Genomic DNA, 12,687 nt, shown 5'->3' on the forward strand with positions numbered 1-12,687 from the left:
CACCCGCTGGAACAGCTCCCACAGCTCATCCGGCACCAGCCGCTCAACGATCCCCGCCACGGCAGCAGCCTACCCAGCCAAATGAGATGACTTGTAAACGACTCGGATTACCGGCTGCCCGAGGAGGGACATCGTCAGGCTCTGCGGATGCGTATCCGCAGCTTCGCGCTCTCCCACCTGGCTGATCCTGACCTCTCCCCCGGCGCGATCGCCGCGGCCCACCACATCTCCGTCGGTTACCTGCACCGAATTTTCCGACCGGATGGCCGCACCATCGCCGCCTGGATCCGTGAGCAGCGTCTAGAGCGCGCCCGCCGCGACCTTGCCGATCCCGGCCAGCGGACCACGCCAGTGCATGTCATCGCCGCCCGCTGGGGCTTTCGGCACCCCGCGGACTTCTCCCGCGCCTTCCGCCGGCTTCACGGCATGCCACCTCGCGACTTCCGAGAGGAGACGCTCGGTTAAGAGGCGGTCACTCTGTGCCAACGACGCGGCCCCGACAGGAGGGAATGCTGGACTCAGCGCGGAGGGCGAGCGGGATCATCAGCCGGCGAAACCTGGGAGACGGTCAGGACAATAAAGCGTCCTGGCCGGTCAGCAGCAGTCCCGGCTCACTCCCGCCGCGCGCACCACCGCCGGCAGAACACCGAAAGAGGGTGACCGGGCCCAGGACGGGGCCCGTGTCCCGAGGCGAAAGGCCGACCATGCTTCTACGACACCGCACTGCCCTGGCAACAGCTGCCGCGCTCGGCGGGCTCCTGCTCGCCGGGGCTCCGGCCACAGCACAGACAGCGCCCAGCAGCACCGCCTCGCCTGCCGTCAGCGCCCCGGCTGTGGCCAAGGGCCTGGTCTGCACGGTCAATGACAACGGCGTCAACTACCGCGGCGGCCCGGGCACCAATTACCCGGTCCTGGGCAAGGTGAACAAGGGCCAGAAAATGAACGCCAGGGCCCAGGAGGGCTCCTGGGTCATGGGCGACCTCTGGGGCGGCCGGACCGGGGTCTGGATCCACGCCGCCTATCTGGACTGCTGAGCGGCCACAGACGGATCTGCCGCGAGCGGAATGAGCCGAAGCTGTAGGCTCAGGCGCTCTCACCAGCCCGAGGACGGCGAGTGCAACGCCCATCCGTCTACCAGCTCTACCAGCCCGTTCACCCTTGTCGGCCCCCGCGAGCACCCCCGCTCGCGGGGGCCGCCGTCGCACCCCAGCAGTTCCGGACTGGTCCGACCTCGCAGCGTCCGACAGCACGCGGGCACGGGCAGCCATCGGCACGGCGCGTGCGAGCGGGCCGGGCGCGGCCGGCCGGGCGCGCCTGGTCCTCGCGTCCGACCGCGCTCGGGGGTAAGGAAGGACAAGTGCCGGGCGAGTCATGTCCGGAGGCTGGCCGGCCCTATCGACCGCACGCCGACCGCGGCCTCTGCGCGGGGCTGGCACGCACGGCTGTCGGGGGCGGCGAAATCAGGCAGCGGCCCCGAGCTGAACAGGGCGTACCGGACGGCGGACCACCGGACGAGCGGCAACGCCCCGTGGCGGGTGGGCCCGCCGCGAGCAGCAGTACCTCTCTCGCGCGACGGCGTCGTCGTACGGGACGCCAAAGTTCTGTGGGCAGCGTGGCATGACGGCGCGGGCCGGAACTAGGGCGGCGTGGGCTGAATCAGGCGCGACGGCGGCCGGGGGCAGGCGGACGGGCATGGGCGTGGCACAGCAACCGGACTAGGTGGGCTGTCCCGGGGCATTGAAGACACGCGTGCTGGGTGCTTGAACAGCCTGGAATCGGCCGGCGCTCGTGTCTCACGGGCAAGCCGGTCGGTGTTCGAGGTAGGTCCCGTCTGGAGTGAAGACCTCCTCACCACAGCCGTACGGACAGGCGCCGCAGGCGGCCGCGCAGGGCAGTGGTGGTGCGGGGGCGGGGTGCGGCGAGCGCGTCGTAGGCGGCGTTCCAGGCGGTTTGCGTTTGCACCAGCTCGTCGGGGAGTCACCGCTTCGCGGGTTGAAGGGGTGGCCGCCCTGCTCAAGCGGCACGGCTGGAGCTGCCAGGGCCCGCCCGGCGGGCGATCGAGCGGGACGAGAACCTGGTGGCCGGCTGGGTGAAGGAGACCTGGCCAAACATAGAAGGACCGTGGCGGCGTTCGGCGCTGCGAGGCTTTTACCTGCGGCCACGCCTCCTTCTTCCACAGCTCCATCGCGTGCTCGTCGCGCTGCAGAGCACGGCGGGCGGGCGCCTGCCAGGACCAGCCGTGCCTTTTCAGTAGTCGCCACATCGTCGCCACGGACAGGGTCACCCGCAAACGGCGGTGGATCACCGTCTGCACTCGCAGAAGGGTCCACCGCTGATCGTCGAAGCCGTGCGCTGCCGGGCCTTTGGCGAGTTCTTCTTCCAGTCCGGCAGACTGGATGTCTGTGACGGTCGGGGAGTTCGCCGGGCCCGCGGAACGCAGGGCTTCCAGACCGCCTTCGCGCCAGGCTCGGCGCCAGCGTTCCACCGACCGCACACTCACCCGCAGGTCCTTCGCGATCACCGCGGTCTTCTCACCCACTGTGAACCGCTCGCCAGCCAGAAGCCGGATCCCCTCACGAAATGCCCGACGGTCAGCGGTCAGGCCCCCCACCCTCCGGATATCTCACCGGCATACCTCGACGATCGTGAACCGTCAGTACCCGACGACAAGCCGAAAACCTCAGTAGTACCTACCAATGGGATGCGAAGCCGTCTCCGGACGGGCCCGTACCGAACCGCTGGCGCAGCGTCCAAAGGTTCGCGTCTGCCATGGTGCCGGGTACTGGGCGGGCCGCGGCCACCACCAAGCGGGTCGGCGTCCACGATGACCTGCACGTTCTCCGAGAACCGGTTGCGATCTCTCGGTTTCGTGTCAGTGCGTCACCCGCACGAGTACGGACGGGGTGGCCAGCGCGACGGCGATGAGGACGGTGCCCCGTCACCCGACCGGGTGAGCCGACGGGCGGGCCCCGAGGGCGGTGGAGCGCCTCGGGACCCGTCCGTTCACCGGCGGGCCGGCGGTCCGGTCGGTCCTGCCGTTGTCACAGCCCCAGTTCGGCGGCGAACTCGCCCGCCTCCAGGATCTGCTTGACCGAGGTCAGGTAGCGGGCCGCGTCGGCGCCGTCCACCAGACGGTGGTCGTAGGAGAGCGTCACGAAGGTCATGTCACGCACAGCGATGGTGTCGCCCAGTGCCGGGTCGGAGAGGACGACCGGGCGTTTGACCGTGGCGCCGACTCCCAGGATGGCGACTTGGTCGGGCGGGACGATGACCGTGTCGAAGAGCGCACCGCGCGAACCCGTGTTGGAGATCGTGAAGGTGGCGCCAACCAGATCGTCCGGGGTGATCCTGCCGGTGCGAACCTTGTCGGCCAGTTCCGCCGTCCTCCTGGCGATGCCCGCGATGTTCAGCTCACCCGCGCCCTTGATGACCGGGGTCATCAGCCCCTTCTCCGAGTCGACGGCGATGCCGACGTTCTCGTGGTCGAAGTAGGTGATCGTGCCCTCGTCGTAGTCGAGGCGGGCGTTGACGACCGGGTGGGCCTTCAGCGCCTGGACGGCGGCCTTGACGAAGAACGGCATCGGGGAGAGCTTGACGCCCTCGCGGGCAGCGAAGCCGTCCTTGGCCTCGGCACGGAGCCTCATCAGCTTCGTGGTGTCGACCTCGACGACGGAGGACAGCTGGGCCTGCTCCTGCAACGCCCTGTGCATGTTGTCCGCGATGGCCTTGCGAATGCGCGTGAGCTTGACCGTCCGGCCGCGCAGCGCGGACGCCTCCGGGGGCGGTGCCGTCGGGGCGGCGGCCGGAGCCGGGGCCGCCGCGGCGGCCCTGGCGGCCTCGGCGGCGACGATGACGTCCTGCTTGCGGACGCGGCCGCCGATGCCGGTGCCCTGGACGGTCGCCAGGTCCACGCCGCTCTCGGCGGCGAGCCGGCGCACCAGCGGGGTCACGTAGGCGCCGTCGTCCGCGCCGGTCGCGTCGGCGGGGGCGGGCGGGGCAGGAACGGCCAGAGCGGGGGCGGGCGGGGCCGGAGTGGGCGGGGCTGGGTCGGCGGGGGCCGGAGCGGGTGCGGGCGGCGGCGTCACCACGGTGCCGGGCGCACCGATGACGGCGAGTTCGGCGCCCACCCGGGCGGTCTCGTCCTCACCGACGGTGATCTTCAGGATCACACCGGCGGCGGGTGAGGGGATCTCGGTGTCGACCTTGTCCGTGGAGACCTCCAGGAGCGGCTCGTCCTGAGCGACCTCCTCGCCGACCTCCTTCAGCCAGCGGGTGACGATTCCCTCGGTGACGCTCTCCCCGAGGGCCGGCAGGGTGACAGAAACGGACACGGCAGTTCACTCCTTCCCGGCCAGGCCGTAGCGCCGGGCGGCGGCGTCGGGCATGTCCGGCTTCACGTCGCCGCGGGCGGCGAGCGTGCGCAGGGCGTGTACGACGATGGACTCGGCGTCGACACCGAAGTGGCGGCGCACGTTGGCTCGGTTGTCGGAGAGGCCGAAGCCGTCGGTGCCCATGGAGGTCCACTGCTGCGGCACCCAGGGGGCGATCTGGTCGGGAACGGCGCGCATCCAGTCGGACACCGCGAGCACCGGGCCCGGCGTGCTGGCCAGCGCCTCGGTGACGTAGGGGGTGCGGCCCTGGGCCTCGGCCTCCATCGCGTCGCGGCGCAGCAGCGTCCAGGAGGGGGCGGACCACACGTCGGCGGCCACGTTCCAGTCGGCGGCCAGCAGCTCCTGGGCCTGGAGGATCCAGTGGATGGCCGTCCCGGAGGCGAGCAGTTGCAGGCGCGGGGCGTCCGCGGCGGCGGCGTCGGCCGGCCGGTAGCGGTACAGACCTCGCAGGATCCCCTGCTCGATCCCCTCTCCCTGCGGCATCGGTGGCTGGAGTTTGGTCTCGTTGTAGACGGTGAGGTAGTAGAAGACGTCCTCCGGGCTCTCGCCGTGCATGCGCCGCAGCCCCTCGCGGACGATCACGCCGACCTCGTAGGCGAAGGCGGGGTCGTAGGGGAGGCAGGCGGGGTTGGTGGAGGCGATGAGGTGCGAGTGGCCGTCCGCGTGCTGGAGGCCCTCGCCGGTCATGGTGGTGCGTCCCGCGGTGGCGCCGATGACGAAGCCCCGGCCCAGCTGGTCGGCCAGCGCCCAGAACTGGTCGGCCGTCCGCTGCCATCCGAACATCGAGTAGAAGATGTAGAAGGGGATCATCGGTTCGCCGTGCGTCGCGTACGACGTCGCGGCGGCGGTGAAGGAGGCGAGGGAACCGGCCTCGGTGATGCCCTCGTTGAGGATCTGGCCGGCGGTGGACTCCTTGTAGTAGAGGAGCTGGTCGCGGTCGACGGGCTCGTAGGTCTGCCCCTTGGGGGAGTAGATCCCGGCGGACGGGAACAGCGACTCCATGCCGAAGGTGCGGGCCTCGTCCGGGACGATGGGCACCCAGCGCGCGCCGGTCTCCTTCTCCCGCATCAATTCCTTGACCAAGCGGACGAAGGCCATGGTGGTGGCGATCTCCTGGTTGCCCGAGCCCTTGGCCAGCGCCGCGAACGGCTTGTCGGCGGGGGCGGGCAGCGGGCGGGCGACGACCCGGCGGGCGGGAGCGGGGCCACCGAGCGCACGGCGGCGCTCTTGGAGGTAGGCGATTTCCTCGGAGTCCGCCCCGGGGTGCGCGTAGGGAACCAGGCCTTCGCCCAGCCGGGAGTCGGGGATGGGCAGCTCCAGGAGGTCGCGCATCGCGCGGAACTCCTTGCCGGACAGCTTCTTCATCTGGTGGTTGGCGTTGCGCGACTCGAAGCCGGGGCCGAGCGTCCAGCCCTTGACCGTCTGCAGCAGGACGACCGTCGGCGCGCCGCGGTGGTCGAGGGCCGCTCGGTAGGCGGCGTGGACCTTGCGGGGTTCGTGTCCGCCTCGCGAGGTGCCGACGATCCGGGCGAGGTCCTCGTCGCTGTAGGGGCGGGCGAGGTCGGCGAGAGCGCCGGTGAACAGGCGCTCGCGGATGTACGCCCCGTCCCGGGCGGCGAATGTCTGCAATTGGCCGTCGGGCAGGGTGTCGAGGGCGTCGAGGAGCGAGCCGTCGGAGTCTGCGGCCAGCAGGCCGTCCCACTCCACGCCCCAGGGGACCTTGACGACGTTCCAGCCGGCCGCGCGGAACTGGGCCTCCAGCTCCTGCATGATCTTGAAGTTGCCGCGCACCGGGCCGTCCAGGCGCTGCAGGTTGCAGTTGATGACGAACGTGAGATTGTCGAGTTCCTCGCGGGCGGCGAGGGCTAGGGCCGCGGTGGACTCCGGCTCGTCCATCTCGCCGTCGCCGAGGAAGGCCCAGACGTGGCTGTGGCTGGTGTCCTTGATCCCACGGTGGTGCAGGTAGCGGTTGAACCGGGCCTGGTAGATCGCCGAGAGCGGGCCGAGCCCCATGGACACGGTCGGGAACTCCCACAGCCAGGGCAGTCGCCGAGGGTGCGGGTAGGAGGGCAGACCGCCACCGCCGGCCTCCATCCGGAAGCGGTCCAGCTCGGCCTCGCTCAGCCGGCCTTCGAGGAAGGCGCGGGCGTACACGCCGGGCGAGGCGTGGCCCTGGATGTAGAGCTGGTCACCGCTGCCGTCGGCGTCCTTGCCCTTGAAGAAGTGCTGGAAGCCGACCTCGTAGAGCCAGGCGGCCGAGGCGTAGGTGGCCATGTGCCCGCCAAGGCCACCTCGTTCGTTTCCGCGGGTGACCATGGCGGCGGCGTTCCACCTGTTCCACGCCGTGATCCGCGCCTCCATCGCCTCGTCGCCGGGGTAGGCCGGTTCGGCGGCGGTCGGGATGGTGTTGACGTACGGGGTCACGGACGGCGGCGGCAGCGGTACCCCCGCCCGGCGGGCGTGATCGACGACCCGTCGCAGCAGCCGCGCGGTGCGCTGTGGCCCGACGGCGCCGACCGCGCCGTCCACGGAGGCGAGCCATTCGGCCACCTCCTGCGGATCAGGTTCCGGCAGCTGGTCCAGCTGGTGGTTCGGGGACATGGGATCGCCCTTCTGTGACGCGGGCCAGACCGGAACCGGGTAGGCCACTTGGCGGCGGCCGGTTGTGTGGGTGAAACCGGCCGACTGGTCGTCGAAACCCTCGCGACTATTTACTTCCGCATAATGGAAGATCGATTCCTCACAGCAGAAACTACGTGCCGTCAGGTCGCGTGGTCAATTGCTACCAGTCAGTAAGTTTTCAATGATCGATCAAAACTGGGCGTGAGTCAGGAGGCCTAGGCCAGGTCGGCGGCGGTGCGCAGGACGGTCTCCCACGCGGCGGGATCGTCCCGGGTGACCTCGGGGAAGCCGGTTCCGTAGGCACCGTGCCAGGTCGCCTCGACGCCAGGGTTGGCCCATTCGCTGCCGTCGGAGGCGAACACGTGCGGACTGCACCGCACCTGGTGGCGGCGGGCGCACTGGAAGTCGAGGGTCACCAGGCGGCGGGCCCGGCCGTCGTCCAGCCCCGCGGCGATCAGGTCGTCGCGCACCCCCGGCGTCTCGCGGGCAAGGGCGATGATCTCCGAACGGGCGCCGATGGGCCGGCTGTGCGCCCAGAACGCCTGCCGTATGGCCAGGTCGAGCGCCTCGGCGGCCTCGAGTCCCTGCTCCTTGGCCAGCTGCACGGCCTCCAGCGCGAACAGCGAGGTGGACGGGAACTTCCAGTCAGGCGAGCGCCACATCTGCCAGCCGGCGTCCGGCTCGATGTGCGCGATCCCCCCGACCTCGGAGTCGGTGCCCCGGCGCGGGCTCGGTCCGTCGTTGAACATCTCCAGGGGGAAGGCGCGGTGGTCGATCCGCACCCGTTCGGTCAGTCCCAGCCGCTCCCGCGTGCTGTGCAGGCGGTACAGGGCGACGTGCGCGAACGAGCACCAGATGTCGGAGAAGACCGTCAGGGTGCCGGGGGGCGTGGTGGTCCGGGGGTCGGCGAGCCGCGTGACGTCGTGCGGTGGCAGGTCGTCCACGGGGTGCAGGGGATCGGCCGTCGGCATCAGGCGTTCCTCGATTCGTGTGCGTAGTCCATGATGTGCAGCTCCATCAGGCGTCCCAGGTGCGGATCGCCCCGGCGCAGGCCCTCGACGATCTCCTCGTGGTCCTCCGCGTTGTCGTGCAGCTCGGTGCGCAGCCACCGCAGGGAGAGGCGGGTCCAGGCCTCGACGCCGAGCCAGTCCCAGTGCCGGATCAGTACCGGGTTCCCGCAGGCGTAGACGATGGCGCGGTGGAAGGCCACACCGTGCAGGGCCTGGTCGTCGGCGTCCCCGCCGGTCGCGGCCCGGCGCATGGCGAGCAGGTGCCGCTCGAGCGCAGCGACGTTCCCGGCCAGACGGGGGGCGGCCAGCATCACCGCGCGCCGTTCGAGGGAGGCACGCACAAGGTACACGTCGCGCAGCTGATCCAGGGTCAGCTCCCGTACCCGCACGCCTTTGTTGGGCGTGGAGGTCACGAGTTCCATGGTCTCCAGCTCGCGCAGTGCCTCGCGCACCGGCGCCTGGCTGACGCCCAGTTCGAGCGCGATGCGGCGCTCCACGATCCGGTCGCCGGGTTCCCAGCGGCCGGCCACCAGGCCTTCGAGGACGAAGATCCGCACGCGTTCGTGCAGGGGCACCCGCTCCAGGGTGGCGCCCGACCTGGCGGCTCTGGGGGGCGGGGAGGATGCGGGCACCGCGGGGTTCGTGGGAAGGGACAACTCAGTTCTCCTCGGCTCAGACTATTTGAGCAATGATCGATCATCGGTTACGGTACTCGAACGACCAACCGCGTCCGTGGCAAGCCTCTGTTGTCACGTATCGGATGCGCCGGGTGTGGGCCCGGCCTCGCGAACAGTCGATTTCTCACCAGCGCCGCAGCGCGCTTTTCCATCACTCGCCTCGCCGGATCGGCTCTTGGACGCCCTGTCATCGGACAACGGTGCATCCGACGGCCGGTCGGCATCGCCCAGGGAGAAGCATGACCGAGCAGCTGCTCGACCTAACTCAGCACGAGATCCAGGCCCTGCAGACCCGGCACAACCTCGCGGACGCACACACCCACCAGGAGCAGTCGCCGACCCAGCGGGACATCGTCGCGAACCTGCCCGAGCTGTGGTACGAAGCCGAGAAGTCCCGCCAGATCGACCTGGAGAACCAGTTCAAAGAGGCATTCTTCCGCCTCCACGGCCAGGACAGCGTCCGCAGGGACACGACCATGCTCTCCTACGCCGCGTCCATCTCCACCCTCGTCGCCGGCATGTACCTGAGCCGCAACGACATATCCATCTCGCTGATCGAGCCGTGCTTCGACAACCTGCCCGACGTGCTGAAGAACGTCGGTGTCAGCCCGCGGCCGATCCCGGAGAGCGTCCTGCACGACGCCGACCGGATCTACGACGAACTCGTCCGGCACGTGGAGACCGACGCCCTGTTCCTCGTCGACCCGAACAACCCGACCGGGTTCACGCTCCTCCAGCACGGCCGCAAGGGCTTCGAGGAAGTCGTCCGCTACTGCGTCGACCACGACAAACTCTTCGTCGTCGACCTGTGCTTCGCCGCCTTCGCCCTGGCCGACCCGCGCTTCGGCCGCTTCGACCTGTACAAACTGCTCGACGAGTCGGGCGTGCGGTACATCGCGCTCGAGGACACCGGCAAGACCTGGCCGCTGCAGGACGCCAAATGCGCCATGCTCACCTGCAGCGCCGACCTCCACGAGGAGGTCTACAACATCCACACGAGCGTCCTGCTGGACGTCTCCCCGTTCATCCTCAACTTCCTCACCCGCTACGTCGAGGACTCCATCGCCGACAACATGAAGTCGATCCGCGACGTCGTCTCGACGAACCGCGAGACCGCGCAGAAGGTCCTCGCCGGCAGCCTGCTGGAACACATCGACCCGGCCGTCAACGTCAGCGTCGCCTGGTTCCGGATCACGGACGAGAACCTGAAGGCCACGGACCTCCAGCGAAAGCTCACCGAGCACGACGTCTACGTCCTGCCGGGCACCTACTTCTTCTGGCACACCCCGGAGAAGGGCGAGCGCTACGTCCGCATGGCGCTGGCCCGGGACGCCTCGGAGTTCGAGGAGGCCGTGGTCACGCTGCGCGAGGTGGTGGATTCCCTTGCCGGCTGACCCGCGTACCGAGACGTACATCGACGCGTCCCTCTTCATGGGGATGCACGCCGCCGAACCGGACGTCCGGCAGGCCTGCGCCGCCTTCTTCGCCCGGCACCTGCACGACCGGGTGTGGATGACGTACGAGGAGGTGGGGCGCTGCGACGACGTTGTCTGGGGCCTGCCGCGCGAGACACAGGACGCCTACTACCCGTTCATGGACGTCCTGCACAGCACCATGCCGATCAAGCGCACTCCCTACACGGAGGACGTCTGGAAGGTCGCCGCCGACCTGCCCGAGACGGCCGCCCTGTCGCTGCGCGAGAAGCTCCTGCTGGCCTCCGCCGTCACCGCCGGCGCCCGGCTGGTCACGGTCAACCCCCGCCTGCTGAGGCTGGCCGACAACGGCCTGGCCGTCGGCGCCCCCGACCAGGCGTCCGCAGGGAGCTTCCCGGAACCGCTGGCCGGTCTGTACCGCACGTCACTCGTCCTGGAGGTCGACCATGCCCGTGTCTGATCGAAAGGCGCGCAACGTGGCGCGCCTGCGCGAGCTGAGAGGGGTGATCGTCCCCCTCGTCACGCCCATCGACGAGAACGGCAAGGTGGACGAGGCCTCCGTTGCCCGCCTGCTGGACACCCTGCACGGCAGCGTGGACGGGTTCATGCCGGCGCTCAGCTCCGGCGAGGGATGGAAGCTGTCCCTCACGCAGTGGATGGACATGGTCCGCTACACCGTGCGCCACGCCCGCGGCCTGCCGGTGCTGGCGGGCGCGGAACTCGGCTTCGCCCCGCTGATCGTCGGCCGCAGCGAACTGGCGGCCTCCCTCGGCGCCGACGCGGTCGTCGTGCCGCCGCCGTTCGGCAAGACGGAGAGCAACCAGCTCGGCTTCGTCGAGCACGTCCGCGCCGTCGAGCGCGACAGCGACCTGCCGATCTTCCTCTACTGCGAGCACGAGGTTTCGGGGTGGTCGCTGAACGCGGCCGAGCTCGCCCAGGCCTGCGCGCTGCCGAGCGTGATCGGCGTCAAGGAGTCCAGCGCCGACGAGGAGTTCACCCGGCGGGTCCTGGCCTCCGACCCGGGCGTGCCCGTGTTCCAGGGCTGGGAGCACCTGATCACCAAGGTGACGGGAACCGCCGGGTTCATCGGTTCGCTGGCGAACCTGGAGCCGGAGGCGTGCCGGGCCGCCCTCGCGGACCCCGACGGGATGCAGCAGGCGCGCGTCGACGAACTGAGCAGGCGCTACAAGCTCGACGCCGAGGACTGGTACGTGCACATCAAGAAGGAACTCGCGGCCCGGGGCGTCATCGGCACCGGCCTGCCCGTCGACTGACCTCGCGAAGGAGGAGACACCCATGACCATCACCGCGACCCCCGCGGTCACCGGCCGGCTCACTCCCCAGGCCCGTCTTTTCGCACTCAACCGTTCCATTCCGACGCCTGATGAACTGCGTGAGCTGATCGCCCTCGAAGAGGACCAGATAGCCCGGCGCGCGGCCCGTATCGAGGCCTCGGCCCCGCCCATGGCGGACCGGGCCGACCTGATGCGCCTGATCAAAGAGCGCCTGGCGCAGGAGGAGACCGACCCGCCCGAGTGCGAGCGCGTTCTGGCCGAAGACCTGACCCGCAACCAGTTCCGCGAGGTCGTGGCGCAGTTCGCGGTGGACGGCCTGACGGAGTCGGAGTCCTTCCTGCCTATCGTCTGGCGGCTGCCCAGGCGGGCCAAGATGGCCATCTTCCGTGTCCTGGTCGACGAGTTCGGCTGCGGGAACCTGGACCAGGCCCACTTCAACATCTACCGGGAGCTCGCCGGGGAACTCGGCCTGTCGCAGGACGAGCGGGACTACCTGCACAGCACCAACGCGGAGACGTTCGACTACGTCAACATGTTCTTCTGGGCGGCGACGCGGGCGCCCCGCCCCGAGTACTTCCTCGGATGCCTGTGCTACCTGGAGTCCAGCATCCTCTACGCGTTCAAGTGCTTCGCCGACGGCGCGACCCGGCTCGGCCTGGAAGGCGCGCGGTACTACACCGAGCACCTGCACATCGACAACTTCCACGCGAAGGAACTCCAGAACGCGATCCGGGAGTTCGACGCGGAGGCGGACCTCCAGCCGGCGAAGGTGTGGACCGGTTTCATGCTGGCCAGCGAGATCCTGGGCGCGGCCACCGAAGCCGCGGTCGCCTCGGCGCAGCGGACGGCACCGTGAAGCGCTCACCGGAGGTGACCATCGAACAGACCGGTGACGACACACTGAAGGTCACCGTCGGCGACAAGCAGTACGAGGTCGAGGCGTTCTGCCCGCACCGCCGCGGACATCTGGCCCACGGGTACGTGAACACCCGTGCGCTGCGCATCACCTGTCCACTGCACCACTCCAGCTATAGCCTGGAGACCGGTGCGCTCATGGCCGGCCCCAGCGGGCGCGCCCTGTGCTCCCGGCGGATCGACGAGGCGGCGGAACGGTCCTGAAGCGGGGGGGGGGGGGGGGGGGGGGGGGGGGGGGGGGGGGGGGGGGGGGGGGGGGGGGGGGGAGGGAGGGGGGGGGGGGGGGGGGGGGGGGGGGGGGGGGGGGGGGGTGGTGGGGGGGTGGGGGGGGACCCTGCTGGGCT

Annotated in this window: 9 protein-coding genes and 5 pseudogenes; 8 read left to right on the forward strand and 6 right to left on the reverse strand. The window is 70.1% G+C overall.

The genetic code is table 11. The annotated features are described in order from the left end of the window. Positions 1-99: 99 nt before the first annotated feature. From ACZ63H_RS37620 to ACZ63H_RS37630, 3 genes and pseudogenes are all read left to right on the forward strand, one after another. Positions 100-465, forward strand: a pseudogene (locus ACZ63H_RS37620) (helix-turn-helix transcriptional regulator); the annotation flags it as partial. 239 nt (positions 466-704) lie between these two features. Continuing rightward, entirely contained in the window at positions 705-1,034 is a 330-nt protein-coding gene (locus ACZ63H_RS37625) for an SH3 domain-containing protein (protein ID WP_469872965.1), read from the forward strand. 957 nt (positions 1,035-1,991) lie between these two features. Further along, positions 1,992-2,134, forward strand: a pseudogene (locus ACZ63H_RS37630) (helix-turn-helix domain-containing protein); the annotation flags it as partial. On the opposite strand, the pseudogene ACZ63H_RS37635 reads toward ACZ63H_RS37630, so the two are convergent. The 6 genes and pseudogenes from ACZ63H_RS37635 to ACZ63H_RS37660 all read right to left on the reverse strand — a co-directional run. Further along, positions 2,132-2,627 (reverse strand): annotated as a pseudogene (locus ACZ63H_RS37635) (winged helix-turn-helix domain-containing protein); the annotation flags it as partial. The pseudogenes ACZ63H_RS37630 and ACZ63H_RS37635 sit on opposite strands and share 3 nt — an antisense overlap. A gap of 123 nt (positions 2,628-2,750) precedes the next feature. Then, positions 2,751-2,856, reverse strand: a pseudogene (locus ACZ63H_RS37640) (IS5/IS1182 family transposase); the annotation flags it as partial. 185 nt (positions 2,857-3,041) lie between these two features. Beyond that, positions 3,042-4,325, reverse strand: a pseudogene (sucB, locus tag ACZ63H_RS37645) (2-oxoglutarate dehydrogenase, E2 component, dihydrolipoamide succinyltransferase); the annotation flags it as partial. 12 nt (positions 4,326-4,337) lie between these two features. Next, entirely contained in the window at positions 4,338-6,992 is a 2,655-nt protein-coding gene (aceE, locus tag ACZ63H_RS37650) for a pyruvate dehydrogenase (acetyl-transferring), homodimeric type (RefSeq protein ID WP_469872966.1), read from the reverse strand. Between the two features lie 236 nt (positions 6,993-7,228). Continuing rightward, positions 7,229-7,984: a DsbA family oxidoreductase gene (locus ACZ63H_RS37655; RefSeq protein WP_469872967.1), complete on the reverse strand. Its 756-nt coding sequence runs from the start codon at positions 7,982-7,984 to the stop codon at positions 7,229-7,231. After that, positions 7,984-8,607 (reverse strand): GntR family transcriptional regulator, encoded by a 624-nt coding sequence (locus ACZ63H_RS37660; RefSeq protein ID WP_469872973.1) that lies wholly within the window; start codon positions 8,605-8,607, stop codon positions 7,984-7,986. The genes ACZ63H_RS37655 and ACZ63H_RS37660 overlap by 1 nt, the downstream gene beginning before the upstream one ends. A gap of 332 nt (positions 8,608-8,939) precedes the next feature. Here ACZ63H_RS37660 and ACZ63H_RS37665 point away from each other — a divergent pair, with 332 nt between their 5' ends. Genes ACZ63H_RS37665 through ACZ63H_RS37685 form a run of 5 tightly spaced genes read left to right on the forward strand, consistent with a single transcriptional unit; the run spans position 8,940 to position 12,547 of the window. Continuing rightward, a complete protein-coding gene (locus ACZ63H_RS37665; RefSeq protein ID WP_469872968.1) occupies positions 8,940-10,094 on the forward strand; it encodes an aminotransferase class I/II-fold pyridoxal phosphate-dependent enzyme in 1,155 nt (384 codons plus the stop codon). After that, on the forward strand, positions 10,084-10,593 hold the full coding sequence (locus ACZ63H_RS37670; protein WP_469872969.1) for a DUF6190 family protein: 510 nt from the start codon (positions 10,084-10,086) through the stop codon (positions 10,591-10,593). Before ACZ63H_RS37665 ends, ACZ63H_RS37670 begins: the two co-directional genes overlap by 11 nt. Further along, on the forward strand, positions 10,586-11,407 hold the full coding sequence (locus ACZ63H_RS37675; RefSeq protein ID WP_469872970.1) for a dihydrodipicolinate synthase family protein: 822 nt from the start codon (positions 10,586-10,588) through the stop codon (positions 11,405-11,407). Before ACZ63H_RS37670 ends, ACZ63H_RS37675 begins: the two co-directional genes overlap by 8 nt. A gap of 22 nt (positions 11,408-11,429) precedes the next feature. Further along, positions 11,430-12,284 carry an iron-containing redox enzyme family protein gene (locus ACZ63H_RS37680; protein WP_469872971.1) on the forward strand — a complete coding sequence of 285 codons (855 nt, stop codon included), beginning with the start codon at positions 11,430-11,432 and terminating at the stop codon, positions 12,282-12,284. Next, entirely contained in the window at positions 12,281-12,547 is a 267-nt protein-coding gene (locus ACZ63H_RS37685) for a Rieske (2Fe-2S) protein (RefSeq protein WP_469872972.1), read from the forward strand. The genes ACZ63H_RS37680 and ACZ63H_RS37685 overlap by 4 nt, the downstream gene beginning before the upstream one ends. The last annotated feature ends 140 nt before the right edge of the window (positions 12,548-12,687 follow it).

The sequence above is a fragment of the Streptomyces sp. NPDC104831 genome (assembly GCF_055583025.1).

Bases quoted from the DNA above. Each gene is read 5' to 3' on its own strand.
- ACZ63H_RS37625 (WP_469872965.1), top strand. From the start codon at position 705: ATGCTTCTACGACACCGCACTGCCCTGGCAACAGCTGCCGCGCTCGGC.
- aceE (WP_469872966.1), bottom strand. From the start codon at position 6,992: ATGTCCCCGAACCACCAGCTGGACCAGCTGCCGGAACCTGATCCGCAG.
- ACZ63H_RS37655 (WP_469872967.1), bottom strand. From the start codon at position 7,984: ATGCCGACGGCCGATCCCCTGCACCCCGTGGACGACCTGCCACCGCAC.
- ACZ63H_RS37665 (WP_469872968.1), top strand. From the start codon at position 8,940: ATGACCGAGCAGCTGCTCGACCTAACTCAGCACGAGATCCAGGCCCTG.
- ACZ63H_RS37680 (WP_469872971.1), top strand. From the start codon at position 11,430: ATGACCATCACCGCGACCCCCGCGGTCACCGGCCGGCTCACTCCCCAG.